This is a genomic window from Capnocytophaga bilenii, assembly GCF_017565765.1.
Lineage (GTDB): Bacteria > Bacteroidota > Bacteroidia > Flavobacteriales > Flavobacteriaceae > Capnocytophaga > Capnocytophaga bilenii.
On sequence record NZ_JAGDYP010000015.1, the window covers coordinates 12,467 to 37,099 of the forward strand.

The 24,633-nt window shown below is 36.8% G+C and carries 25 protein-coding genes and 7 pseudogenes; 10 read left to right on the forward strand and 22 right to left on the reverse strand.

Annotation, left to right across the window (positions count from 1 at the left end):
• Positions 1–2: 2 nt before the first annotated feature.
• The 5 genes from J4N46_RS12260 to J4N46_RS12280 are packed head-to-tail and all read right to left on the reverse strand — an operon-like array spanning position 3 to position 3,150.
• Complete coding sequence (locus J4N46_RS12260) at positions 3–914, reverse strand: DUF4300 family protein (protein WP_208059520.1); 912 nt, start codon at positions 912–914, stop codon at positions 3–5.
• A 20-nt stretch (positions 915–934) separates the two neighbouring features.
• The gene (gene rodA / locus J4N46_RS12265) at positions 935–2,203 is read right to left on the reverse strand and encodes a rod shape-determining protein RodA (RefSeq protein ID WP_208059521.1); all 1,269 of its coding nucleotides are present in this window, start codon (positions 2,201–2,203) and stop codon (positions 935–937) included.
• A 12-nt stretch (positions 2,204–2,215) separates the two neighbouring features.
• A complete protein-coding gene (locus J4N46_RS12270; RefSeq protein WP_208059522.1) occupies positions 2,216–2,464 on the reverse strand; it encodes a DUF6327 family protein in 249 nt (82 codons plus the stop codon).
• Positions 2,445–2,822 carry a phage holin family protein gene (locus J4N46_RS12275; RefSeq protein WP_208059523.1) on the reverse strand — a complete coding sequence of 126 codons (378 nt, stop codon included), beginning with the start codon at positions 2,820–2,822 and terminating at the stop codon, positions 2,445–2,447. The genes J4N46_RS12270 and J4N46_RS12275 overlap by 20 nt, the downstream gene beginning before the upstream one ends.
• Before the next feature lies 1 nt (position 2,823).
• A complete protein-coding gene (locus J4N46_RS12280; RefSeq protein WP_034556807.1) occupies positions 2,824–3,150 on the reverse strand; it encodes a YtxH domain-containing protein in 327 nt (108 codons plus the stop codon).
• A gap of 523 nt (positions 3,151–3,673) precedes the next feature.
• Here J4N46_RS12280 and J4N46_RS12285 point away from each other — a divergent pair.
• From J4N46_RS12285 to J4N46_RS12330, 10 genes and pseudogenes are all read left to right on the forward strand, one after another.
• Positions 3,674–3,874, forward strand: a pseudogene (locus J4N46_RS12285) (branched-chain amino acid transport system II carrier protein); the annotation flags it as partial.
• 44 nt (positions 3,875–3,918) lie between these two features.
• A complete protein-coding gene (locus tag J4N46_RS12290) occupies positions 3,919–4,065 on the forward strand; it encodes a hypothetical protein (RefSeq protein WP_208059524.1) in 147 nt (48 codons plus the stop codon).
• Between the two features lie 12 nt (positions 4,066–4,077).
• Entirely contained in the window at positions 4,078–5,031 is a 954-nt protein-coding gene (locus tag J4N46_RS12295) for a hypothetical protein (RefSeq protein ID WP_208059525.1), read from the forward strand.
• 315 nt (positions 5,032–5,346) lie between these two features.
• Positions 5,347–6,360, forward strand: coding sequence for a PLP-dependent cysteine synthase family protein (locus J4N46_RS12300; protein ID WP_009414751.1), 1,014 nt, complete (start codon positions 5,347–5,349; stop codon positions 6,358–6,360).
• A gap of 22 nt (positions 6,361–6,382) precedes the next feature.
• A complete protein-coding gene (locus tag J4N46_RS12305; protein ID WP_208059526.1) occupies positions 6,383–7,645 on the forward strand; it encodes an aminotransferase class I/II-fold pyridoxal phosphate-dependent enzyme in 1,263 nt (420 codons plus the stop codon).
• A 103-nt stretch (positions 7,646–7,748) separates the two neighbouring features.
• Positions 7,749–8,444, forward strand: coding sequence for a polyprenol monophosphomannose synthase (locus tag J4N46_RS12310; RefSeq protein WP_009414749.1), 696 nt, complete (start codon positions 7,749–7,751; stop codon positions 8,442–8,444).
• A gap of 1 nt (position 8,445) precedes the next feature.
• Positions 8,446–8,814, forward strand: coding sequence for a diacylglycerol kinase family protein (locus tag J4N46_RS12315; RefSeq protein WP_009414748.1), 369 nt, complete (start codon positions 8,446–8,448; stop codon positions 8,812–8,814).
• Positions 8,815–8,820: 6 nt separating this feature from the next.
• Positions 8,821–9,705 (forward strand): DMT family transporter, encoded by an 885-nt coding sequence (locus J4N46_RS12320; protein ID WP_208059527.1) that lies wholly within the window; start codon positions 8,821–8,823, stop codon positions 9,703–9,705.
• A gap of 6 nt (positions 9,706–9,711) precedes the next feature.
• Positions 9,712–10,974, forward strand: a complete 1,263-nt coding sequence (locus tag J4N46_RS12325) for an ABC transporter permease (RefSeq protein ID WP_208059528.1) — start codon at positions 9,712–9,714, stop codon at positions 10,972–10,974.
• Entirely contained in the window at positions 10,949–11,389 is a 441-nt protein-coding gene (locus tag J4N46_RS12330; RefSeq protein WP_208059529.1) for an acyl-CoA thioesterase, read from the forward strand. Before J4N46_RS12325 ends, J4N46_RS12330 begins: the two co-directional genes overlap by 26 nt.
• Here the strand turns inward: J4N46_RS12330 and J4N46_RS12335 are convergent.
• The 17 genes and pseudogenes from J4N46_RS12335 to J4N46_RS12415 all read right to left on the reverse strand — a co-directional run bounded on the left by J4N46_RS12335 (position 11,380) and on the right by J4N46_RS12415 (position 24,372).
• Complete coding sequence (locus J4N46_RS12335; protein WP_208059530.1) at positions 11,380–12,687, reverse strand: phenylacetate--CoA ligase family protein; 1,308 nt, start codon at positions 12,685–12,687, stop codon at positions 11,380–11,382. The genes J4N46_RS12330 and J4N46_RS12335 overlap by 10 nt on opposite strands.
• Before the next feature lie 9 nt (positions 12,688–12,696).
• Positions 12,697–14,691 (reverse strand): hypothetical protein, encoded by a 1,995-nt coding sequence (locus J4N46_RS12340; RefSeq protein WP_208059531.1) that lies wholly within the window; start codon positions 14,689–14,691, stop codon positions 12,697–12,699.
• A gap of 114 nt (positions 14,692–14,805) precedes the next feature.
• Positions 14,806–16,509 carry a vWA domain-containing protein gene (locus J4N46_RS12345; RefSeq protein ID WP_208059532.1) on the reverse strand — a complete coding sequence of 568 codons (1,704 nt, stop codon included), beginning with the start codon at positions 16,507–16,509 and terminating at the stop codon, positions 14,806–14,808.
• A gap of 248 nt (positions 16,510–16,757) precedes the next feature.
• Positions 16,758–17,156 (reverse strand): annotated as a pseudogene (locus J4N46_RS12350) (IS1595 family transposase); the annotation flags it as partial.
• 6 nt (positions 17,157–17,162) lie between these two features.
• A pseudogene (locus J4N46_RS12975) lies at positions 17,163–17,297 on the reverse strand (hypothetical protein); the annotation flags it as partial.
• Positions 17,298–17,324: 27 nt separating this feature from the next.
• Complete coding sequence (locus tag J4N46_RS12360) at positions 17,325–17,753, reverse strand: hypothetical protein (RefSeq protein WP_208059027.1); 429 nt, start codon at positions 17,751–17,753, stop codon at positions 17,325–17,327.
• A 38-nt stretch (positions 17,754–17,791) separates the two neighbouring features.
• Positions 17,792–17,935: pseudogene (locus J4N46_RS13035) on the reverse strand (IS1595 family transposase); the annotation flags it as partial.
• Between the two features lie 675 nt (positions 17,936–18,610).
• Positions 18,611–19,174, reverse strand: coding sequence for a hypothetical protein (locus J4N46_RS12370; RefSeq protein WP_208059533.1), 564 nt, complete (start codon positions 19,172–19,174; stop codon positions 18,611–18,613).
• 83 nt (positions 19,175–19,257) lie between these two features.
• Positions 19,258–19,416, reverse strand: a pseudogene (locus tag J4N46_RS12375) (agmatinase); the annotation flags it as partial.
• Positions 19,417–19,634: 218 nt separating this feature from the next.
• A pseudogene (locus J4N46_RS12380) lies at positions 19,635–20,033 on the reverse strand (IS1595 family transposase); the annotation flags it as partial.
• A 67-nt stretch (positions 20,034–20,100) separates the two neighbouring features.
• Complete coding sequence (locus J4N46_RS12385; protein ID WP_208059534.1) at positions 20,101–21,357, reverse strand: fibronectin type III domain-containing protein; 1,257 nt, start codon at positions 21,355–21,357, stop codon at positions 20,101–20,103.
• A gap of 172 nt (positions 21,358–21,529) precedes the next feature.
• Positions 21,530–21,754 (reverse strand): hypothetical protein, encoded by a 225-nt coding sequence (locus J4N46_RS12390; RefSeq protein ID WP_208059537.1) that lies wholly within the window; start codon positions 21,752–21,754, stop codon positions 21,530–21,532.
• Between the two features lie 72 nt (positions 21,755–21,826).
• Complete coding sequence (locus tag J4N46_RS12395) at positions 21,827–22,261, reverse strand: DUF417 family protein (RefSeq protein WP_208059026.1); 435 nt, start codon at positions 22,259–22,261, stop codon at positions 21,827–21,829.
• Positions 22,262–22,437: 176 nt separating this feature from the next.
• Positions 22,438–22,638, reverse strand: a pseudogene (locus tag J4N46_RS12400) (IS1595 family transposase); the annotation flags it as partial.
• Complete coding sequence (locus J4N46_RS12405) at positions 22,617–22,826, reverse strand: hypothetical protein (RefSeq protein ID WP_236013982.1); 210 nt, start codon at positions 22,824–22,826, stop codon at positions 22,617–22,619. The gene J4N46_RS12405 and the pseudogene J4N46_RS12400, both read right to left, overlap by 22 nt.
• A 54-nt stretch (positions 22,827–22,880) precedes the next feature.
• Positions 22,881–23,405, reverse strand: coding sequence for a hypothetical protein (locus J4N46_RS12410; protein ID WP_208059538.1), 525 nt, complete (start codon positions 23,403–23,405; stop codon positions 22,881–22,883).
• 154 nt (positions 23,406–23,559) lie between these two features.
• The gene (locus J4N46_RS12415) at positions 23,560–24,372 is read right to left on the reverse strand and encodes a hypothetical protein (RefSeq protein WP_208059535.1); all 813 of its coding nucleotides are present in this window, start codon (positions 24,370–24,372) and stop codon (positions 23,560–23,562) included.
• Between the last annotated feature and the right edge of the window lie 261 nt (positions 24,373–24,633).

Genomic DNA, 24,633 nt, shown 5'->3' on the forward strand with positions numbered 1-24,633 from the left:
ATTCATAATTGAATATCGTTTTCCATTACAAAAGGTGGGGCAGTAGGCTGATTCCACTCTACATTGTAGTGATTCATCAGGTAATCGTTCAGCGCCTTGCGATCAGCAAACTTAATAGCTTGGTAAGGCTCCTGAAAAGCAAGCTTTTCTACAAAAAGAAGTCCCTCTTGGAAAGGTACCAGCACCCCTACGTGTCCTACAAACAAAAAGTTCTCTTCGGGAGTGATTTGCGAGTGAAATACTACCGAAATAAGTGATGCTTTGGTGGCATCGCCTTTGTAGCGAAACGAAATGCCACGCTCTTGCCACGCTTTTTGTATGTTCTGCAAATGAACGCCCACCTCTTTGGTATTAGTTGTAGGCACTTCGGTAAAAAGTGTAAGAAATTGTTTTTCCTCTTCGGGAGTAAATAGTTTTTTAGGCGTATTGCGCAACGACTCGCAGTCTATAAAAAGTACCTCATTGGGGTCGTTTATCGTGTAGGGACTTTTGGCAGCAAAAGTTATAAAATCACGCAATAGCGTAAATGAAGTAAGGCGACAGTTATACCCCTGAAAAGTAGGGTATTTAGCTGTCCAATCTTCTTGTATAGCCACCTCGTTGTAGTGAGGCAGCAAGCTATCAATAGTGTTGAATCCTTGGGCTACCAAGCCCGCTTTGCTTCCAGCAGTACGGTTGAAGAGGCTCACACTTTCTAAAAAATCACTGACGTTTTTAGGGGTTATTCCTGCCGCTATCAAGGCTTGTTGCACCTGCTCTTGGGTAGCCACATCCACCAAGTTAGAATACGTAAGTGTAGCCGTGCTTGTAGCAACTGTAGTTGTACTTGTAGCTGTAGTGGCATCAGTAGTTTTTGATTGTTGGCAGGCAGTAAGTACCCCCGCCCACAGCAATAAATATAGTATCTTTTTCATTTGTTAAAGTAATTATCACATCATCTCGCATCTAATCTTAAAAATATAAATAGTAATATCGTAAATGCCCAAAGCCCCGAGCCCCCATAACTGAAGAAAGGCAACGGAATGCCTATGGTGGGAATCAAACTAATCACCATCCCTATATTGATACAAAAATGAACGAAAAGTATAGAAACCACACTATAGCCATATATCCTGTTGAATTTAGTTTTCTGTCGTTCGGCAAGCACATAGAGCCGCAGCAATAGGCAAGTAAAGAGTATCACTATCAAAGAAGTACCCAGAAAGCCCCATTCTTCGCCAATGGTAGTAAAGATATAGTCGGTGTGTTGTTCGGGGATAAAGTTCCCTTTGGTGCGCGTACCTTGCAAAAATCCCTTGCCTAAAGTACCCCCCGAAGTTATAGCAGATTCTGCCATATTGGTATTATAGGCAAAGTCGCGTTTCATAGCCGCTATTTTTTGCGGGTCAGTTTCTAAGCGTAGCCACAAATTAAGTCGGTTGCGATGGTGTTGTTTCAGCACATTGTCATACGCCGTTTGTGTAGTTATAGCCGTAACAAAGCAAATAGCAGTAAGGATAAGCGCATTCTGAAAAGGAAAACGATGCGTTCTCTTTTGGTAGAAAAAGCAATAGCCCGCAATAAGTAAGGTACAGACTATCACTGTGATAGGCATACCAAACTTGAGTGAACTGATAAATACTAAGGCAGCGAGGAAAGCGTAAAACAACAAGGCTGAAGGCATTCCCTCGCGAAAGAGTACAAAAGCCAATGAAAAGAAGACAAGCAAGCTGCCCACATCGGGCTGTAGCAAAATGAGCACCGCTGGCACACAAATAATACCTATAGCTTTTAGCAAATCGGTAGTGCGCCGCACATCGGTGTGAATATCACTCACATAGCGGGCAAAAGCCAATGCGGTAGCTACTTTGGCAAACTCGCTGGGCTGCACCGTAATAGAGCCTATGGCATACCACGCCCGCGCCCCGTTAGTTTCCTTGCCAAAAACAAAAAGCCCTGCCAATAGCAGTATGGCTACAATATAAAACGGTATGGCTAAATTGACGTACAGCTTACTATCAAGTGCCAAAATAAACGTAATAAGAATAAAACTAAGCCCTATAAAAAGCATTTGCTTGCCGTAAAACTGATTTAAATCGAATATAGAACTCATTGTAAGGTCAGAATAAGTGGTAGAAAAAATGGCTATCCACCCACACGACACCAAGCATAAATAGAGCAATACCGAAATCCAATCTATGTGTTTTACAAGGCTATGTTTCATCTATACAATAAGTTATGATTTACGACCTCTGAAAATAAAATACAAAGCATACTCCATAGCCAAATTGAACCATCGTTTTTCATTGAACAAAAACGACAGCCAAGTGTGCGCTACTAAGTTTTTAAAACTAAGGCTTTCTAAAGCCGTATGTACCTGTTGTGTAAGAGCAATTTTGTCTATCTCTTTTTCTAATCGCAATATTTTCAGATCGTTATCTATTTCTTCAAACGAACGATAAGTTTTATGCTTCATTGTTGTCATCTTCGGTCTCGGCTTTAAAGTAAATATCAGACAATATAGATAGCAATGGGCGTTCAATCAGTTTTTTCCTAAACGCAACCACTATCAGCATCAATAAAAAATAGAAGATTCCTACAAAAAGGAAGCCATAGGCTACATCTCCCAGCACATTACCCATTGCATAAGCAAAGGCAAATGATAGGAAAATAAGCAGCAATAAACACGCAAAAGCTATAATGAAAAAAGTAATAAGCCCTATCGCCGATTTAGCAATAAATCGGAATAAAGACAATTTGTAATAAGCCCATTGCGTATCTAAAACCGACTGCGCTCTTGTAGGAATTTCTTCAAATGCTTCTTTTACAGCAGTAACCGACATACTATTTTTGTAATTTAGCGTTAGCTTCCTTTAGGTTTGCTAATTTTTTCTCTAAAAAAGTAATGATATCTTCTGCTTTATAGCTCGATTTAGAAAGTAATGCATCTACTTTTTCTTCTACAGAGCCTTTAAGTTCTGCCGATTTTTCTTTTACGTTTTCAGTGAGTTTTTCAAGCTGTTCTTTAAGTTTTTCAGCCTTATCACTTACGCTGTCTTTAATTTTTTCGCGGGTATTTTTGCCTTTATCAGGAGCAAAAAGAATACCCAATCCTACACCAATAGCAGTACCTGCTGCCAAACCTAACAATACATTTGCTGTCTTTGCCATAATTCTAATTATTTTAAAATTTGCCGCAAATGTAAGAAAATATTTTTGAATTAACAAAAAAAATATAGTCTTTGGTCGTTCCGCCCATTCCACCTACAAGTAAAATTTGTATATAGTGCGAGCCGCACAGGCTTTTATCCTTCGTCACATACTCGGCTGCGCCAGCTCGATGCGAGCCGCACAGGCTTTTATCCTTCGTCACATACTCGGCTGCGCCAGCTCGCCGACTTTCCTTCGCTCATCCTTCGCTGAAGGTTCGGTGGGAAACAATTTTGAATTTTGAATTTTGAATTGGACACAAGCTGCAAGCTTGCGCCAGCGGGGGGGAAAACAATTCTGAATTTTGAATTCTGAATTTTGAATTGGACACAAGCTGCAAGCTTGCGCCAGTGGGGGGATAGATAAGAGATAGATAAGAGATAGATAATGTAAAAAAAGTAAAAAAAAATTGCGTAACAAAAAATAATTTGTACATTTGTGGCATATTAACCTCATAGCTCTTAGCTATTAACAACGAACACTTATGAATGCAAAAAAGTTTATTACAATTATGACTGCAGGCTTCGCCCTCTTCGCGATGTTCTTCGGTGCAGGCAATTTAGTAATCCCTCCCTACATCGGCTTAAAAGTAGGTGCCCTTAGCGGAGTTGCTTTCGCAGGCTTCTTTATTTCCGATATTTTGCTTTCTTTCTTAGCTGTAGTAATGGTAGCATCAATAGGTATATTGTAGGAGTTACCACAGCAGCAGTCATCTCAGGTGTATTTACATTGGCAAAACTAAAATCGCTAACTGAAGTGCTAAATTTTAGGGAAAGCTTGCCACTATCATCTTACCAAATAGAGTGGTTCTTGCCCACAGTATTGGCATTTGCTATAGCCGTACTTATTGATTATAAAAAACTTAAAAATGCATAAAATATAAATAATATGAAGAAAACCATTCGCAATTTATTAATTTTCAGTGCTGTAATGCTGAGCTTTCAGTTTAGTTGTCACAGAGAGGAAGACGATATTACTACTATCGTTGAAAAAATCAAAATACAAAAGCATAACTATGTCATTGTTACTACCGATGATGGTTCGCCTGCAGAAGTAGAGGTGAGTTATGCCACTTTCACCACTGGTAATGCCGAAAATACGCCTAAAAATGACCGCCTTACTACACCTTTTGTGATAGGTGGTGAGCCTGTACTAGTGAAATACGACAGCGTGTTCTTGATAGAAAGACGGGGGTATTACGATAACGAAAGGCGCATTAAGCTGAAGAAAGACTATACCGAAAAGGGCGCTGACCGACTGATTATCAAAAACCTATCAGCCAAAACGCTACATTATTGCGTGGTGAGTAATGAGCCGCTAACTTATTTTTCATCACGGGAAGTGCAACAAAAAGAATACCAATATGAGATTGCCAATCCTAATGAGATTGATGCTCATAAAATACTGAAACACTACCCGCTGCCGGTGTATAAAGGAACACCTGTACTTTACTTGTTTAAACCCGATTTAGCACCCCAAGGAGATGTATATGTATATTGGGAGCGAATTATAAACGGCAGGGGCAAAGAGAGTGTATATGTAAAGAAGTTTCCGCTGAAAACACCTCATTTTGGGGAACTTACGCTTGCTTCACCTATGGCGCTGCACGAGGTAGTAACACTCTACAAACAGGAAGAAGCAAATGCTAACTTATTGTTTGACAGCTATGACGAATACCACGCTCACTTATTGGGATTACAAAACCGAAGTTTGCGTTATAATTATCAAAATGTAATTGTAAAATGGTACGGCACAATTGCCCCCAACGCCACCTTAGAAAACGGAGGACAAGTATGGTTTGTAAACACTAAAGAGGGTAATAGAGGAAAGCTAATTTTTTAGCCTTATGCAGCACACAGAGGCTGTCCGAAAAGTTTGGTTTCGTGGGGGCGATTTGCCAATCGCCCCTACAATGTGAATAAAAGCGATTGATTATCAGAGTAATTAACTTTGTCAAACTCTGAAAGTTTGACAAAGTGTGTTGCGTAATCGTGCTTTTAAAACTTTTCGGACATCCTCTTAATTATACTGATAATCAATTACTTTTATTTATAGGATACTACAGTAAAATTAATCATTAAACATTGATAATTAAACATTGACAATTAAACATTATTTTGTATCTTTGCCCGCTGAAAAACAAAGTTTTTAATTTAAATGAAAATTGATACATCGCTTAATGTGCATAGTAGCTTGCTTGATCTTATAGGGCATACGCCTTTGTTACAACTTCACAAAATCACTAAAGGACTAGAAGGAAACTACTTTGCAAAGCTAGAGGCTTTCAATGCAGGGCATTCGGCTAAGGATAGGGTAGCTAAATATGTGATTGAAGAGGCAGAGCGCAAAGGTCTGCTAAAAGAAGGTAGCACAATAGTAGAAACAAGCTCTGGAAATACAGGGTTTAGCCTCGCTATGATAGGGGCTCTAAAGGGCTACAAATGCATTATTGCTATTAGCGATAAATCATCGCACGACAAGGTAGAGATGTTACAAGCTTTGGGCGCAGAAGTGCACCTTTGCCCTGCCAATGTGCCTGCCGATGACCCTCGCTCCTACTACGAGGTAGCAAAACGCATTCATAAAGAAACTCCTAATTCTATCTACATCAATCAGTATTTCAATCCGCTGAACCCCGAAGCACATTACCAAACTACAGGGCGCGAAATATGGGAACAAACACAAGGTTGCGTTACGCACGTGGTGGTGTGTAGTGGTACTGGGGGTACCATTTCGGGCATAGGAAGATACCTAAAAGAACAAAACCCTAAGGTGCAAGTATTGGGGGTAGATGCTTATGGTTCGGCAATAAAAAAATACCACGATACAGGTGAGTTTGACCCTGCTGAGATTTATCCTTACAAAATAGAAGGTATGGGCAAAAACCTTATCCCCACAGCTACCGACTTTAAGGTAATTGACGAATTTATAAAAGTATCTGATAAAGATGCAGCGCTTAAGGCACGTGAGCTTGCCCGTACCGAAGGTCTCTTTATGGGCTATACCAGTGGGGCTGCTATACAAGCGGTAAAACAATACGCCGAGTTAGGACGATTCGACAAAAATAGCGTGGTGGTAGTACTCTTAGCCGACCACGGTTCGCGCTATATGAACAAGATATATAGTGATAAATGGATGAAAGAACAAGGATTTATAGGAACAGAAAACTAAATTAATATATAAAAAGAAAAAGATGAAAGATCTATTTGAGCATATTTATGCAAATAAAGGTAGTATAGGACGCTGGTCTGACCACGCAGAGGGGTATTACGTATTCCCTAAATTGGAAGGAGAATTAGGTCCTCATATGAAATTTCAAGGAAAGGAAATACTCAACTGGAGTATCAACGACTATTTAGGGCTTGCAAATCACCCCGAAGTGCGCAAAGTAGATGCTGAAGCAGCGGCTGAATATGGTGCTGCTTACCCTATGGGGGCTCGTATGATGAGTGGGCATACCACTATGCACGAGGAATTAGAACAACGATTGGCTAAATTTGTACACAAAGAAGCTGCCTATTTGCTAAACTTTGGCTACCAAGGTATGGTATCTATTATTAATGCTTTGGTAACTAAAAACGATGTGATAGTGTATGACGTAGATGCACACGCTTGTATTATAGACGGGGTACGCCTACATTTTGGCAAACGCTACACCTATCAGCACAACGATATGGAGAGCTTTGAAAAGAACTTAGAGCGTGCTGCTAAATTGGCTGAAACTACCGGCGGTGGTATTTTGGTAATTTCAGAAGGTGTTTTCGGTATGCGAGGCGAACAAGGCAAACTGAAAGAAATAGTAGCACTTAAAAAGAAATATCCTTTCCGCTTATTGGTAGATGATGCTCACGGTTTTGGAACTTTAGGACCCAGAGGAGAAGGTACAGGAGTACACCAAGGCGTGCAGGACGAAATAGATGTATATTTTTCTACTTTTGCAAAATCAATGGCTGGAATTGGTGCTTTTGTAGCTGGTAATGCCAAAGTGATTGATTACCTAAAATACAACTTGCGCTCACAGATGTTTGCCAAATCACTTCCAATGATTTACGTAAAAGGTGCTCTAAAACGCTTGGAGATGATGGAGACTATGCCAGAGTTGCAAAAGAAACTTTGGGACAACGTAAATATGCTACAAAACGGACTAAAAGAACGTGGTTTCAATATCGGTAATACGAATACTTGCGTAACGCCTGTATTTTTGCACGGCAGCATACCAGAAGCAATGGCTATGGTGAATGACTTGCGCGAGCACTATGGCATCTTCCTTTCAATAGTAGTGTATCCTGTTATTCCTAAAGGTATGATATTGCTACGCATTATTCCTACGGCTTCACACAGCAAAGAAGATATAGAACGTACCTTAGATGCTTTTTCGGCTATACGTGAAAAACTTGAAACGGGCGTATACCGCGCTATGAATGCTGAACTAAGCAAAGAAATGGGCGATATGTAATTAAGAATTTTTGAATTATGAATTCTAAAAAACTTTGCCAAACGCTTTTAAACTTTTGGCAAAGTTTTTGTATGTGTGGAGTGTAAAAACTTTAAGTTGAATTTTGTTAATAATAATTCCTACATATAATGAAATAGAGAACATAGAAGCCATTATCAGGGCGGTATTTAGCCGCGATGAGAGGTTTCATATGCTCATTGTAGATGACAATTCGCCTGACGGGACAGCAGCTAAGGTGAAAGCCCTACAAACGGAGTTCCCTACACGACTATTTTTGGAGGTACGCACCGAAAAAAAAGGACTGGGGACGGCTTATATACACGGCTTTCAATGGGCTCTTGCAAGGGACTATGAGTATATCTTTGAAATGGACGCTGATTTTTCTCATAACCCTGATGATTTACTGCGTCTTTATGAGGCGTGCGTAGAGGGTAGTGATGTAGCTATAGGCTCGCGCTATGTGAAAGGGGTGAATGTGGTGAATTGGCCTCTGCAACGTATTTTGCTGTCGTATGGAGCGTCCATTTACGTGCGTTTTTTCACTGGAATGAAGATTAAAGACCCTACAGCGGGCTTTGTATGTTATAAGCGGCGTGTGCTGGAGGCTATTAACTTGAATAGCATACGTTTTGTGGGCTATGCTTTCCAAATAGAAATGAAATACCGCGCCTTCTTGCAACACTTCACCATTACTGAAGTGCCTATCGTTTTCACCGACCGCACTAAAGGAAAATCAAAAATGAATAAAAGTATTATACGTGAGGCTGTTTTTGGTGTAATAGCTATGCGTTTTAAATAATATGAAAGAATTTGCAATTAAAAGACTCAAGAGCTTACAATATGTATTCCAAGGAATATTCTATTTGGCAAGAAACGAAGCACCTGTAATTGTGCATATAATTACCTCACTGCTATGGGTAATAGCGGGATTCTACTTTGGCATTACTACCCAAGAGTGGATTATTGAGCTGATATGTATAGGATTGGTGCTCTCCATTGAGGGGCTAAATACAGCAGTAGAAAAACTTTGCGATTTTGTACACCCCGACCACGCCAAAGAAATAGGCATTATTAAAGATATAGCTGCGGGGGCTGTAGGTTTTGCCGTAATACCTGTAACTATTGTGCTGGGCATTATTTATTACCCATATATATTAAAACTCTTCTAACTCGTTATGAAAGATATAGTAAAGGGCTATCTGGCAGCTTTTATTTCGGCTGCCACTTATGGTATGATTCCGCTATTTATGATTCCTATCAAGCAGGAGGGATTCTCGGTAGATGCTTCGCTCTTTTACCGCTTTATCGTTACAAGTATTTGTTTGGCAATCTACTTTGGCTACAAACGCGAAAGCCTAAGGATTTCTTTTCGTGAGTTGGTTATTTTTATGGTATTAGGCATCTTATACTCGCTCTCGGCTGAGTTCCTCTTTGCCTCGTACGACTTGCTTACCCCTGGTATTGCCTCTACTATTTTCTTTATGTATCCGCTAATTGTAGCGCTTGTATTGGGAATATTCTTCAAAGAGCGAATTACAATACCTACCATTATAGCTCTTATAGTGGTATTGATAGGGGTTTTCCTGCTAAGTGTGAAAGATATGAATAACTTTACAATAAACTATTTTGGGGCATTGGTATCGTTGTTGGGCGCATTGTCGTATTCTCTTTATATGGTTATTGTAAACAAATCAAAAATAGCAGCCTCGAGTGTTAAGGTTTCTTTTTACTCTACTTTGTTCTCGGCAACTTATTTCCTCATCAAACTATACATAACGGGCAATACACTGCCTATTCCTTCAATATCAATGGGTTGTTTCCTAACTACTTTTGGGATTGTTACTACCCTGCTTTCGTTGCTTACGCTTATTTATGCTATTCGTATGATTGGTTCTACTCCTACGGCTATTATTGGGGTAGTAGAGCCTGTAGTGGCAATAGCTATCAGTATATGGATATTTAAACAAGAAGAGCTTACTATCAATCTGCTCATTGGGGTTGTTTTGATTGTAACGGCTGTTACTTTTGATGTATTGCAACATACGAAGAAAACACAATAAAAGGATATGCTACAATCTATCAAAAAAGAGGTTTTGTTATTGATTCGCGATATAGGAGCGCTAATTATCCTTTTTGCTATGCCACTGCTATTGGTGGTTACTGTTACGCTACTACAGGACGGCGCTTTTAAAACTATCAGCGAACAACAAACAAAAGTGCTAATTGTAGATAACGACGGGGGCGAAATTGCGCAACATATAGCCAAAGGACTGGCGTCTAATGGGAGCTTTATCCCTATTAGTATCTTGAACGAAAAACCTATAACTGAAGCGATAGCACGAGAGGAGGTGCTTGCTGGTAATTATCTGTTGGCTATCGTGATTCCTGCAAAGCTATCGGATGATTTACAGGCAGAAGTAGCTAATAATGTAACGTTTATTATCAATGCTTTTGCAGGTGAGACTACCGCAACGCCCTCCACTAATATTCCTACTAAAGAAGTACGCCTCTACTTTGACCCTACCTTGCAAACGGCTTTTAAAGAGAGTGTAAAGAGTGCTATTGGCAAACTTCTGTACCAAATAGAAAATGCTTTTATCTATAAATCATTTGAAAAACAATTAGACGAAGGAATAGAACTCCCCAAAACAGAAGCCTTGGTGAGCTTTAAAGAAATCAACCCTCATACAGCTACCGAAGTGGGTATCCCCAACGCTACTCAGCACAACGTGCCTGCGTGGGCTTTGTTTGCTATTTTCTTTATTACGATACCTTTATCAGCAAGCATTGTAAAAGAAAAAACTCAAGGTACTGCATTGCGGCTATTCACAAGTCCGTTACCTTATAGGGTACTTATTGGGGCTAAAGTGGTAGTTTTTTTAGGGGTGAGCTTATTGCAATTTGTATTGATGTTGCTAATGGGTGTATTCTTATTTCCTTACTTAGGATTGCCTACATTAGAAGTAAGCGGGAGGCTATTGCCACTATTGCTTATCGCTTTGAGTGCAGGGCTCTCAGCTATTGGCTTGGGGGTATTGTTAGGAACACTTTCTAAAACGCAGGAACAATCGGCTCCTTTAGGCGCCACGCTTACCGTGCTATTTGCTGCCATAGGGGGTATATGGATACCTACCTTTGCAATGCCTCCTATAATGCAAACTATTGCGAAACTATCGCCTATGAACTGGGGGCTGCAAGCTTTTTACGATGTGCTCTTGCGTGAAGTATCTATCAGCGAACTATGCTTGAAAATAAGCGCTTTACTTTTATTTTTTGGTGTGTGTGTAACCTTTTCTGTATATTATGACAAAGCAAAAAGAAACTTATAACCCTACTGACCTAAATGAAACTCTTGTAATAACTGTACGATTTAGCGAAACAGACCCTCTTGGGATTGTATGGCACGGCAATTATATTAAGTACTTTGAAGATGGGCGTGAGGCTTTTGGAAGAAAATACGGCATTTCATACCTTGATATTGAAAAGGAAGGTTATGCTACCCCTATCATTAAAACTGTATGCGAACACAAAAAAATGGTACGCTATGGCGAACGGCTGCGCATACACACCAAGTATATGCAAACAGCCGTTGCTAAACTTATATTTCAGTATTACATCTACAATGAAGCCGATGAATTAGTATGTACTGGTGAAACTATTCAGGCTTTCACTTCTTTAGAAGATAATACCCTTTCACTATATAAACCTGCTTTCTACGAAAGGTGGGAAAAGCGTTACTTATAGCTTTTTCGTTTATCTACAAATTTCATTGGCTTACGACTTCCCAAAGGGTATATTTGTTGTTCCAAAACAGCTATATCACAAAACTCTATCTTGGGTACTACTCTTATTTTAGCTCTAAAATGATTACTAATGCGTTCTTTAAGATTCTCAGAAGGAGCTTTTGTGCCTATTTTTATAAGAATTTCATCAGTAAGGATACTATTGGTATTAATTTCTATGAGATAATGTTCTATTTCTTCAAAATTTGTAAGCAAATCCATCAACACCGGTGGATAAAGTGTTGTACCTTTATACTTTATCATTTGCTGTTTTCTACCAAGTATAGGACTCACACGTGCCGTATTTCTACCACACTTACAAGTAGTAGTGTGCATAGCTACTATATCGCCTGTGCGAAAACGCACCAAAGGCATCGCCTCAACATCTAATGTAGTGATAGTAAGCTCGCCACTTTGCCCATCGGGTACAGGATTGCCTTCTTCATCTAGCACTTCGGTAATAATAAGCTCTGGGTGATGATGTCCGCCTTGCTGGTACTCACATTCGGTGAAGGTAGTACTCATTTCAGTAGAAGCATAGGTGGAATAAAGCTGTAGTCCTTTCCATTTTTCGGTAATCTTCTGGGTGAGTAAAGTAGGTGTAAAATCTTGATTGCGCAATGCTTCGCCTATGCATACTACACCTTTTACCGATGAAGACAAATAATCTATCCCGTTCTTTTCGGCATACTCAATCATTTTTAGCAAAAATGAAGGTACTGCTATAAGGTATTTAGGTTCGTATGCTCTAATAGAATCCCATTGCAGTTCAGGTATCCCCGCCCCTATTCTGATAATACTTGCACCTAATTTACGTATACCTAAAAAATAAGCCAAGCCCGCCATAAAGCGTCTATCAATAGTAGTCATTAGCTGCACCACATCACCTTTTTTGATACCAGCACAAGCCAGCGAGATAGCCTCATTATACGCCAAGCGCTCCAAATCTTTATCGGTCAACCCAAAAGTAACAGGCGTACCAAGTGTACCCGAAGTAGAAGCATAATCCACTATAGCCGATTTGGGTACACACCTAAAAGCATCGTTATTGCGCTGCAAGTCGTCTTTGCAAGTAGTGGGGAGCTTACGTAGGTCGGAAAGGGTAGTAACATCCTCAACACGAATATGGTGCTGCTCAAAAAGCTGCTTATAGTACTCTGAATGTTGGTTTACATAAGCCAATACCTCTCGCAACTTCCTTTCTTGTAGGGCTATAATATCAGCTTGCGATTGTCGCTCTATTTCTGGTATCCAATTCATCTGTTTCTGTTATTTAAAAAGTCTTTTTAGCGAGTTTAAAAAGCCTTTTTCCTCTACATCTATGCCTATACCAAAGTTACTATCGGCTATTATGTTGTAATCCTGACGTACTTCTTCTATCTTATCCAATGGAATTTCTATATTCACCAACGGGTCATACCATATTTCTACCTTTCCAGAGTTTCTCGTAATATCTTTTTTAGTTTTATAGCTAAAATATTCATTCTCTATATTACACTCCTGAATAGTATATTTCTCTTTTGTATCTATACTTTCGTCTGTTTTTAAGCTAATCACATAGTGTTCACTATCAAAACACTGGAAAATACTCGTATCGCTATGCTGGTGCTCGCGTATGCTGTTTTTCAATGTACTACCATCGTAGTACATTAAAAATCTCTTACCACTTTCTGTATAATAAGGGTTTTCAATAGTAGCTTCGTACTTTACTACAAACTCGTTTTCTACCTTGTCATCTTTTACAATCTGCAAAGTAGCATTCTTGAATATTTCCCTAAAATCCTTCCCTTTGCGGTCATTCACATAGTTTAAGGCATAGAACAGTGAATTATTCCAGCTATCCAAACGCTCATTTTTATTACTTGTTTTGAAATACCCACGCATTGCATTAGCGCGATTATAGCGGTATGTAGTAACCAATGTTATTGTGCCTACATTCTCTTTAGCTTCCAAGCTTATTTGTTCATCAATACAATACTTTTCAAAGCGTATGGGTTTGCGTACCTGCAACTCTTGGTTGGGTAATATTTCCATATAAAAACAGAATGATATTACTGCCCGATTTTCTAATTTACCAAACTCATTACGCGCGGTTGCATCTATAAAATACTCCTTGCCCAAATAGTTAATCTTTACAATTACGTGATTGAACGACAATAACGAAGGCAGGTAATATTGCAAATAATAATCAGCATTATAATTTACCAATACCACCGATGACTCTACTCCAAGGTAATCCAATACCGCCTTTAGCAATACACTTTTAGCTTTGCAATCCCCCTGCTTATTTTGATAAGTTACCGCAGGTGCTTGGGGTTTATGCCCATTCATCTCATCGGCGTTGTACAGATAGTAAATATTATTCTGTACAAACTCTATGGCGTACTGTATTTTTTCATCAAGAGTGGGCATTGCATCCAATTTCTCAGCCAAGTCGGGGGCAAAGTCTTTAAGTTTTACCCCTAAAGCCTCTTCATAAAGCGGATAAATATAATTAGAAAGCTCTTTCCAATTGCTATCGGTAGCAAAGTCTATAAAAGGAAAATTCTCACGATTAGGGTCTACAGGGTTAATATAATCTGTTCTGGTATATTCAAACACCTCTCCTTGTGCTAAATAGTGCACTTGGGGCGGAATTACTTTCCCCTCATCATCGCGGAAAAACATCTTCTTATAAGCCACTCGTTTTGAGCGGTTATTGATTAGCTTATAGCAATATCTCCCATATGCCCAATAAGTATCGGGGGTTACAAATATCTGTTTTACAAAATCGCGCCTTAAAAACTCTTTTTCTGTAAATACCTTCACCTTCGTATCCTCCATTATTAGGACATCATTTAGGTGTAAATCTTTGATAGAAATATTTAGTTTTTTTGAACTGCTGATAATTCCCCTGCCACTTTGGTTTTCATTATCAAGTACTTTTACCATTACATCGGGGGTTTTATCTATCAATTGCCCATTTCTATACACACTGATACGATGAATATATGACGTTTCATTTTCTTCCAGTACCAAATCGTACATAGAAGCAAACTCTAAGTTCTCAGGCTGCAATAGCGTATAAGCCATCAGTGCATATTCCGAAGTACTATCATCATCTATTTTATAATACTTATTCAAGAAGTAGCAAAAATCACGCCCTTCGTCTATCTGTTCGTTAGAAAAGTCAGTATCTACCAACAACGAGATGATTTCGTTATCGGTAAGAGAGTCTGCCCATTTAGGTGCTGCCTGAAAATGATACAAATTATCTTCTGTCATATATTTATTTTTTTCTTATTTTGAATAGTATATTAAACAATAGAAACTTTGCCAAAGGTTATACAAACTTTGGCAAAGGTTTTGGGATTATTATTTTGAATAATGTTTTTAGCTTTATTGCTTCAGCAATTTTGCACTTTTCACTAATCGTATAAATTCTTTTCTATAGCCTTCTTCATCTTTGCCTATAGCACCTTGAGCTAACGCTACTACTTGGTCGTAAGTAGCTTTTGCTTTATTGCTATTGTCGCGCAGCAAGATACCAAATTCGGCTACACTTGCGGCAAACCTATAATCTGCACTTGTATCTTTTAGTTCCTTTTTGTGGAATACCAAAGGCTCGGTAATTTCTACACTCTTAGCATCTTTTACTTTGGGGTCTTTATAACGTATCTTCAGAAAACCCAACTCATTGCCCCTACCCTTTTCATTGAGCTCTTGTGATTGATAGCGAAGGTTTTGTGTTACATTTCCATCTGAAGGTACTAGTTCATAAAGTGCTGTAACTGTGTGTCCTGCTCCTATTTCGCCTGCATCTTTCTTATCATCTGTAAAATCTTCATTGGCAAGCATACGATTTTCATAACCTATTAGTTTATATTCTTTTACGTATTTAGGATTGAACTCCAATTGCAATTTCACGTCTTTAGCTACCGCAAAAAGCGTACCACCAAACTCATTTACCAATACTTTTTTTGCCTCAGTAATATCATCTATGTAGGCATAATTACCATTCCCCTTATCGGCTATGGTTTCAGCCATATCATCGCGGTAATTACCCATTCCAAAGCCTAAAACCGACATATAAATACCGCTTTCTCGCTGCTTTTCAATAAATTTTTCTAATTCTTTGGTATTGTCAATTCCTATATTAAAATCACCATCGGTAGCCAAAATAATACGATTGTTACCATCTTTTATAAACGATTTACGCGCTTGTTCATAAGCCAATTGTATTCCAGCCCCTCCCGAAGTTCCTCCACTTGCATAAAGATTATCAAGTACTTTTATTATTTTTTCCTTGTCTTTCACTCGTGTAGAGGGGAGTGCAACATTAGTACCATTAGCATAGGTTACAATTGCCACCTTATCATCGGGGCGCAATTGTCCTAACAACAGCTTAAACGATGCTTGCAACAACGGCAACTTGTTAGCACTATCCATAGAGCCCGATACATCTATCAAAAATACAATATTTGATGAGGGAGCCTTGGTAAGGTCTATTTTTTTAGCTTGTAGCCCAATGCGCAACAGCAAATGGTCAGGGTTCCAAGGTGCAGGTGCCAATTCGGGCGATACGCGTAGCGGACTATTGCTTCCTTCTTCGGGAGCGGGATAGTCATAATCAAAATAGTTCAGCATTTCCTCTATGCGTACTGCATCTTTAGGAGGCAACTGTCCATAGCCTATCATACGGCGCAAATTGGCATAAGAAGCTCTATCTACATCTGCCGAAAAAGTAGTTACAGGCTGTTGAGCTACTGCTACAAAGGGATTTTCCTTTATCTCTTGGTAAGTTTCATTATTGCGATTGCGTTGTTGTCGTGAAGAAGGTACCGTAACTCCTTTAAACATATTAAAATCTGAGGCAGGCTCCATATAAGCCGCTTCGTTTGCTATGATTTCTACTTCCTCCTGCACATCATCTTTCGCTACACTATTAGCTGGTAATGATGTAATTTCTACTTCCTCCTGCACATCATCTTTCGCTACACTATTAGCTGGTAATTCAGCATTGTTTTTTGATTGTTGGTGGGGAACTCCACAAGCTGTTGCCATTAAGGCAGCAGCTATCCATAAGGGTAGTTTCTTTTTCATATTATATTTGTTTTTTCTTTTTATTACTAAAAACAACTATTATGCCAAATTACTGATTTACTAATAAGAAACTATCCGAAAAGTTTTATTGAGGTGCCAAGTTAATGGCATATTAACAGAAGTTGGAAAATAGATTCTCTTTCAAGCATTCTTTTCATTTTGTTAAAGATAGTATCTTTATTTTGTGAGCGATTAATTCTAAAACTGTATTCCGCTAAATATTGGTCTATGCTAAATTCATCAACCTAAACGCTATCATTCATTTTGTGCAATTCATTGGATTTCATAGCTTCACGGACTTTTTGCATAAAATAATGTGCAGTCTGACGACTAATTTCATAACGACGAGCAACTTGTGAGGCTGATAACCCTTTAGTTGTAGTTGTCATTTCAAAACATATAAAAAATGCTTTACGTAACCCAAATTTTAGTCTATGAAATAGTGTTCCAGCAGTAGGACTTTCTGTATCTCCACAGATATTACAAGTGCGTGAAAAATCTTTTCTGACTTGGTATTTTTTATGACCACATTTACGGCAACAATACCCATCTTCCCATTTTATGGAAGCTAGATATTCTTCGCAATCTAAGTCTGTTTTAAAGCGTTCAGTAAACTCTAAGAGGCTTTGTCCCTTAAATAATTCCATAATACATTAATTTTCAGAGTGCAAATATATGAAATTATTTTGACACCTCAATCTATTAATATATCTCATCAGAATATTTCGCAAATCTACATCTAAATAATATAATGCTACGACATCTGAAAATTTTGTTTCTAACCTAAAATTACATTTTTTTGTATTTTATGCAAATCAAATATAACCGACCCACATATTTGTCCTTCCTCCTTTCCTATCAAAAGCGGCTCCCACCTTTCCCCAGACAAACTCCCACTCTTCCCCTATGTGTGCTGCAAGCCATTTTTTATATAGTTTTTCGGTTTGTAGTTCATATTCCTCTGTCCAGTTTTCCCAAGGTGTATATCTTTCTTTCATAGAAAAAAATATCGTTTCAAGTTTTTCTCCTTCAAAACAAATAGAAATATCAAACTCTTTTCCCTCAAAAGGACATTTTTCAAAATAAATCCAATAAAACCCTGTCCCCACATCCCAGATATCATTATCAGGAAACAGCTCTCTGAGCGAGGAAAAAGTAGTTTTAGAAGAAATCACTACACCGTTTATAAGAAAAAAATCTCCATTTTCAGTATCTAAAAATAATATAGATTTTGTGCTGTTCATTTTTTATTCTATTAAAATATTTTTATTGAGGTGTCTATTTAATTACATACTAATTGACTTTGGAAAACGGGAGAACGTTCTACAATTCTTTTCATTAATTTGTTAAAGATAGTCTCTTTGCTTTGTGAGCGATTGATTCTAAAACTATACTCAGCTAAATAGCGGTCTATGTTAAATTCTGATTTCCTTCCTCTTTTCCTCTTATGGTAAATTCATCAACCTAAACGCTATCATTCATTTTGTGCGATTCACTGGATTTCATAGATTCTCGGACTTTTTGCATAAAATAATGTGCAGTCTGACGACTAATTTCATAACTTTGCGACAACAATACCCTTTTTCCCATTTTATAGAAGAAGCTGTCCAAAAAGTCTTTAAAAGTACTACTTCGGCATCTCCCCCCTTTTGAAGGAAGTCCGCGAGCTGGCGCAGCGGAGTATGTGTTAAGGGGGGATGTTAATAATCAATTAGTTACAAAAATATTCTGTTCATTAATAAGCTTGTTTTAAGCTAAAATAAAACTTTTTGGACACCCTCAATCTAAGTCTGTTTTAAAGCGTTCAGTAAACTCTAAGAGGCTTTGTCCCTTAAATAATTCCATAATACATTAATTTTCAGAGTGCAAATATATGAAATTATTTAGACACCTCAATCCTATTATTTACTTTGTAAAACTTCTACTCTATAAATTAACTTTCCCAGTCAATAGCATGGTATACCACAGTTCAATAGTTTCTACCTTCATTTCTCATCGAAACCACACCTCTCACCGTGATTTGAGCCTTTACAGAAAGCCCTATCACTAAACTGAATAATACAAATACTTTTTTTATTACTCATTCTTTTTCTGAAAAAACCTATATACTAATAATTGGAGAATAAAAATCCTCCGTTGGGAAGAACTCCTTCTTTGTTTTCAAATCTTGGAGCTTAATGATATTTTTCTTGTCCTTATCTAAAAAAATCTTAAAAATTTCCTTTTCTTTCGTTTCATTATTTGTTAGTTCTACATTATCGCCAACAATTTTAACGGATTCAAAAATCGATGGATAATCCACAAAATCAATATAATCCATACGAGGGGTAAGGTTTTTATCCAATTTAGCTCCTTTTTCTACAGAGTAAATTATTTTCTGAGCAGAAATAGGTTGCTTTTTATAAGAGCTTAATTCTTTAACCGACTGAAATTCAAGATTGATTTTATAAATCATCCTGTCTTCATTAGCGATAATAGAATCCTTTACTTCCATTCTCCATTGAAAAGCAAGCATCATATTATCTTCAAAAATCCTTCGGTAAGGAGATTTTTGCACTTTTTGTTTGGTAATTTTTTCAGGTGGTGGAGGAATAGATTTTTTCTTTTCTTGTCCAAAAGCCACAAAGTGAGCTGCCACCATGACAATTAAAAGTAATTTTTTCATATTAAATAGATTTTATAAAGGTTTGTTTTTCAGTTAAATGATAGTAAGCCAACATTTTATAGTATAATTTTGCTGCTAAAAATATAGAGTTCCATATTTTCTGATGCATCTAAGAAAAGTTCAGGACCTTTATCCGCTCCCTTTCCCCAAGTAGAAGTTCCATCATAGGGAACTGTCACCAGCATTACTTTTGAGTTTTCTAATGTTGCATTTTCTTCTGGTATTCCTGCGTATGTTTTCATTTTTTATGTATTTAAATTTATTGAGGTGTCTATTTAGCTACATACTAATTGACTTTGGGAAACGGGAGAACGCTCTACAATTCTTTTCATTAATTTGTTAAAGATAGTCTCTTTATTTTGTGAGCGATTAATTCTAAAACTGTATTCCGCTAAATATCGGTCTATGTTAAATTCTGATTTCCTTCCTCTTTTCCTCCTATGGTAAATTCATCAACCTAAACGCTATCATTCATTTTGTGTGACTCACTGGATTTCATAGCTTCACGGACTTTTTGCATAAAATAATGTGCAGTCTGACGGCTAATTTCATAACGACGAGCAACTTGTGATGCTGATAGACTTTTTGTAGTTGTTGACATCTCAAAACATATAAAAAATGCTTTACGTAACCCAAATTTTAGTCTATGAAATAGTGTTCCAGCAGTAGGACTTTCTGTATCTCCACAGATATTACAAGTACGTGAAAAATCTTTGCGAACTTGGTATTTTTTATGACCACATTTGCGACAGCAATACCCTTTTTCCCATTTTATGGAAGCTAGATATTCTTCGCAATCTAAGTCTGTTTTAAAGCGTTCAGTAAACTCTAAGAGGCTTTGTCCCTTAAATAATTCAATAATACATTAATTTTCAGAGTGCAAATATATGAAATTATTTCAGCACCTCAATTAAATAATTAACAAATTAATGAATTTCCCAGTGTTTACTTTGCAAAAGGTTTTTTACAACATCTGTTTGTTGGGCTGGGCTTAGTTTAATATCACCCACAGAACCACGTTTTCTTGTAGGTAAGGCTTTAATAAAGTCGAGAAGGGCAGTCCCCATAAGCCCTTTACCATCTTTTGTAAGCTTAAGTGATACCGTATGTAACTTAGTATTTTCTTGTATGTTTACGCTTGTAAGGGGAGCTTCTGAAGCGTCTAATAATACAAGATTAGGTTGCTTAGAAAGGTCTAAAGTAGTGATATTGGTGTTTTTAATTTCTAAACGGGCAAGTTGCGGGTTTTGGCTAAGGTCTAAGCTATGGATACTTTTACATCTGTTTATAAGTAATTCTTTAAGATTTGTGAATGCTTTAACATCGAAGGCAGGAATAGCAGTGGTTTCGGTTATATCCAAAAAAGAAAGATTAGTAGGGAGAGTGCTATTGAGCATAGTATGACTATCCAAAGATAACTTTGTTATATGCTCTAAGTTTTTAATAGATGGAAGTTTATTATTTTCAACAAATAACTCCCTCAAAAAAGGGTTATGACTAATATTTAGGTCTGTAAGCTTTCGGTATTCGCAAAATAACTCAATAACTTTACCATATATTCTAAAAGTTTGAGATTTTAGGGTATAATCAAGATAACCTTCGAACTTTGGTAGAACATCTATCCCTTCGTCCCATTTACCATTGTTGTTGAAGTCAATCCAAAACCCTTTTTTGTCTATTTCATCACCATCAATATAAAAGCCTATTATTTCTCCTACTTTTTTCTCGGTAGTAAGCTGTATATAGTTTGTTGTATCAAGTCCAGTAGGATTGATAGGCTTAGCAGGGGTAGTGAACTCCTGTGCGGGATACTCAGTAGTGTTACCTGCTTTGTCCCATACCTTTACCCATACGCGGTAAGTAGTTTTCTCGGTAAGCCCTGTAAGCTTATAAGTGCTGAAAAGAGCTTTTGGGGTACCGCTATTCTTCACCTCACTACTACCCCTCATCTGCCATAACAGCTGATAAGTGAGCTCTTTAGCATCAGTTTGCCCATCAGTAGTTAGATCCCACGTAATAGTAGTGGTATCAAAAGCAGTAGTTTCAATTTTGGTAATAGTAGCCAGTATAGGAGATTCAGTATCAATTGAGTTGTTATCATTTTTTGAGCAACTGATAACAACTAAGGCTACTATCATCAATAACAGATAAGTACCTTTTTGAAGATCTTTTATTAGTTTCATATTATTTCATTTATTATAGCAAATACGATAGGTATCGTATTCATTTTTAGGCGACAAAGATAATAAATAATTACGAATTACGAGTTACAAATTACGAGTTACAAATTACGAGTTACAAATTACGAGTTACAAATTACGAGTTACAAATTACGAAATTATTACGAATTATGAATTATGAAGAGAGGCCTTCATATTCACATTCTGATAAATAATATTCGGTATAAGCGGCTTTATCCCACCATTCTTTAAACTTTGGCAGACCGAAATACTGTTTTTCCTTTAACCAACGGTCATTTCCATTCAAAAAATAACGCAATCGCCCCATCGGAAAATAAATGAATTGAGGTGTCAAGTTAATGGCATACCAACTGAGATTGGAAAATAGGTTTTCTTTCAATCAATCTTTTTTAAAGTTTAAACAAGTTTTTTATTATAGAAATAAGTTTAAACAGCTTCAATTTTAAAAAAGCTACTTAGGCTTGTTCATACTTATCATTCCAAAGCCTAACATAGGAATATCTTTTAAAATAAAGAAATCAGTAACGGGAACTCCTTCTATATAGTAAAAGGTTTTAGCAGAAGTAAAAAGAAAACTCAAAGTAATAAGAAAAGTAATTGTACAACCTACAAAGGCTAATTTACGCACTATCGGAGAGAATATCCCTATTATCAGTGCTACTGCTATAGCTATCTCTATTACGCCGATGAGATTGGAAACTCCTTGCAAACTTAGAATTTTATAAAGCCATGATAGCAGGAAACTTTGTTCTACCAAGGATTTAATCCCCTCTGCCTCAGCATGTGTAAACTTGTATGCGCCTATCCAAAGTAGAATAGTTGCCACTCCAAAAAGACTGATGTAATACCCTATTTTGTAACATAGGGAGATACTACTATTTTTCATTTCTTGCGATTTATTATATTGCAAAGTTGCATTTTTTTTAGTAAAAAATTACTGAGATACCTATTGAATTTGAGTTATATGAAAATCTTTTATAGGTTTATATCCTTTCCTTTGGTCAGTAGTAACTTGTGCTGTTTTCCTTCCTCTTTTCCTCCTATGGTAAATTCATCAACCTAAACGCTATCATTCATTTTGTGTGACTCACTGGATTTCATAGCTTCACGGACTTTTTGCATAAAATAATGTGCTGTTTGTCGACTAATTTCATAACGACGAGCAACTTGTGAGGCTGATAACCCTTTAGTTGTAGTTGTCATTTCAAAACATATAAAAAATGCTTTACGTAACCCAAATTTTAGTCTATGAAATAGTGATCCATCAGCACGTGCATCTTTACCGAATCGCCTGCCACAGGTTGTAAGCCATAGTTAAGGTCTGTGGTTTGCAAGGCTATGGCATCTCTAACGCTATCGGTAACAAAGTCCTGCACAGCAATAAAATGGCTGCTGCTTAGCTTCATTCCGTCTATCCAATTTACAGGATAATGGCTGAGTAGATTGTTCATTTGATTTGATTTTAAAGTGGATAAATTTTTCTTCATTTGATTTTACATATCTCATTAATCATCCGAAAATTCTGTTTTTGTTGCAATTTTCTTTATTTTGTTAATATACAATGAATCTATTAGTATAAAGGTTGTATCTTTTCTTATATTATACATTAATCCTTTTTTAGCATTATAACTCAAACATAAAGAATTAAAAGTCTCCCCATTTTCCATCTTTACAAAATAAGTTAGCAGAGTATCTTTTTTTTCTATTTTCTCTATGATCCATTTATTACCTTCCATTGTATTCCAATTATCCATAAGCGTATCATTGATAAATACAATTGTAGGCATATCATCATCTACAGCAAGAAAGAGTTCTCCATCATCTTCACCTTTATATAAATAATAGAATTTTTTACCTATAAGAGGATTGTTTATTTCAGCTTTATCATCAAAATCTAAACTTGATATACTATCAGTAGGAAAATCTTTTTCAGTGTTATTATTAACAACATTTTTACAAGAACTCACTGTCCCTATTAAAAATAAACTAATAAGTAATAATTTCATATATTGTTTTATTTGTTTTCTCATTTGTTTTTTAAGATATTTATGCAATATAAAATAGAATTTACCTTTGTGTTATTATTTTATTCCATTAACTTGATGATCAAAAAATTTAATTGAGGTGTCAAAGTATTTTTCAGAGTGCAAATATATGAAATTATTCTGACACCTCTATAAAAAATTATTCCTTTGTATAATCTACATAATAACCTTTATCATATTCATTCTTAAGATAAATTTTCCCTGTATCTCCATCTATATAAAGTTCAGCATATATATGAGTTTCTGCACAAGGTTTTTCTTTGTATTGTTTATCCAAATCTTTTTGGACTTCCATTGCTTCTTTTAGGGCTTTCCATTCTTTCAATTTTTCTATCCATTTTTTCATTGGTCTGATTGAGATTACAGCATACCAAAAGTTCACTTCCTTTATATATTTAACCCCAAATTCACTCTCTTCAAGTCTATGGCCTCCTATTTCTTTGGTTGGGTCATCAATTAGTCTTTCATTAATAAGTAGCCTAACGATATCATTGTATTTTAACGCTCCATAGAGAGTATCATTATCTATAATAGTTTTGTTCCCGTATTCATCATAGTATATCGATTTACCTATTGCTCTATTTCTAAAGCCCTTAGCTATCTTTACAACGCTATTTATCTGACCATTAGGATGATAATTTTTTAAAATTTCTACATAAGGTTCTTGACTTGAAACTTCAACTGAGCTCGCTCCTATAGAATAATACCTCATTGAGGTGATTCTATCGCCATTTTTCTTCTTATATTCCTTAATATGGTCATTTACAAATAGCAGGAGAACCTCCCAGTCAATCTGTTCTACAGTATGATTGTATACGGGAAGCCTCCTATCCTCTAAAATGCTTTTTTCTATTTCAGAGAGTTCCCTTTGAGGAGTTATAACAGCTACCTCTTCGTTTTTAGGCTTACAGGCTACTAAAACTAAACATAATAAAAATATTATTCTTTGCATATAACTATAGTTTTGAAATTTCTTTAAATAGGTTATTAGTAGTAATGGGAGTTTTACTATCTAATTTAACTAAATTAGGATTTATTGTTTTGCAAAGGTAAGTTTTTTTTATTTAAGGTTTATAGTCTTCCCAGCCATATTTTCTATATTCAGGAGCAGGAGAAAATTCAGCTGCACCCCAATCTAAGTCTCCTGAGCAAGGGATGCGACAAATGCCCCAATTAGCTACTTTTTTAACTCCTGTCTTATAACTTGTCCAAG

Coding starts and splice junctions, on each gene's coding strand:
- J4N46_RS12360 (WP_208059027.1), bottom strand. CDS start 17,753: ATGAACAGCACAAAATCTATATTATTTTTAGATACTGAAAATGGAGAT.
- J4N46_RS12325 (WP_208059528.1), top strand. CDS start 9,712: ATGCTACAATCTATCAAAAAAGAGGTTTTGTTATTGATTCGCGATATA.
- J4N46_RS12415 (WP_208059535.1), bottom strand. CDS start 24,372: ATGCAAAGAATAATATTTTTATTATGTTTAGTTTTAGTAGCCTGTAAG.
- J4N46_RS12320 (WP_208059527.1), top strand. CDS start 8,821: ATGAAAGATATAGTAAAGGGCTATCTGGCAGCTTTTATTTCGGCTGCC.
- J4N46_RS12300 (WP_009414751.1), top strand. CDS start 5,347: ATGAAAATTGATACATCGCTTAATGTGCATAGTAGCTTGCTTGATCTT.
- rodA (WP_208059521.1), bottom strand. CDS start 2,203: ATGAAACATAGCCTTGTAAAACACATAGATTGGATTTCGGTATTGCTC.
- J4N46_RS12345 (WP_208059532.1), bottom strand. CDS start 16,509: ATGAAAAAGAAACTACCCTTATGGATAGCTGCTGCCTTAATGGCAACA.
- J4N46_RS12410 (WP_208059538.1), bottom strand. CDS start 23,405: ATGAGAAAACAAATAAAACAATATATGAAATTATTACTTATTAGTTTA.
- J4N46_RS12330 (WP_208059529.1), top strand. CDS start 10,949: ATGACAAAGCAAAAAGAAACTTATAACCCTACTGACCTAAATGAAACT.
- J4N46_RS12335 (WP_208059530.1), bottom strand. CDS start 12,687: ATGAATTGGATACCAGAAATAGAGCGACAATCGCAAGCTGATATTATA.
- J4N46_RS12270 (WP_208059522.1), bottom strand. CDS start 2,464: ATGACAACAATGAAGCATAAAACTTATCGTTCGTTTGAAGAAATAGAT.
- J4N46_RS12405 (WP_236013982.1), bottom strand. CDS start 22,826: ATGAACAATCTACTCAGCCATTATCCTGTAAATTGGATAGACGGAATG.
- J4N46_RS12370 (WP_208059533.1), bottom strand. CDS start 19,174: ATGAAAAAATTACTTTTAATTGTCATGGTGGCAGCTCACTTTGTGGCT.
- J4N46_RS12275 (WP_208059523.1), bottom strand. CDS start 2,822: ATGTCGGTTACTGCTGTAAAAGAAGCATTTGAAGAAATTCCTACAAGA.
- J4N46_RS12305 (WP_208059526.1), top strand. CDS start 6,383: ATGAAAGATCTATTTGAGCATATTTATGCAAATAAAGGTAGTATAGGA.
- J4N46_RS12315 (WP_009414748.1), top strand. CDS start 8,446: ATGAAAGAATTTGCAATTAAAAGACTCAAGAGCTTACAATATGTATTC.
- J4N46_RS12280 (WP_034556807.1), bottom strand. CDS start 3,150: ATGGCAAAGACAGCAAATGTATTGTTAGGTTTGGCAGCAGGTACTGCT.
- J4N46_RS12385 (WP_208059534.1), bottom strand. CDS start 21,357: ATGAAACTAATAAAAGATCTTCAAAAAGGTACTTATCTGTTATTGATG.
- J4N46_RS12340 (WP_208059531.1), bottom strand. CDS start 14,691: ATGACAGAAGATAATTTGTATCATTTTCAGGCAGCACCTAAATGGGCA.
- J4N46_RS12295 (WP_208059525.1), top strand. CDS start 4,078: ATGAAGAAAACCATTCGCAATTTATTAATTTTCAGTGCTGTAATGCTG.
- J4N46_RS12395 (WP_208059026.1), bottom strand. CDS start 22,261: ATGAAAAATAGTAGTATCTCCCTATGTTACAAAATAGGGTATTACATC.
- J4N46_RS12260 (WP_208059520.1), bottom strand. CDS start 914: ATGAAAAAGATACTATATTTATTGCTGTGGGCGGGGGTACTTACTGCC.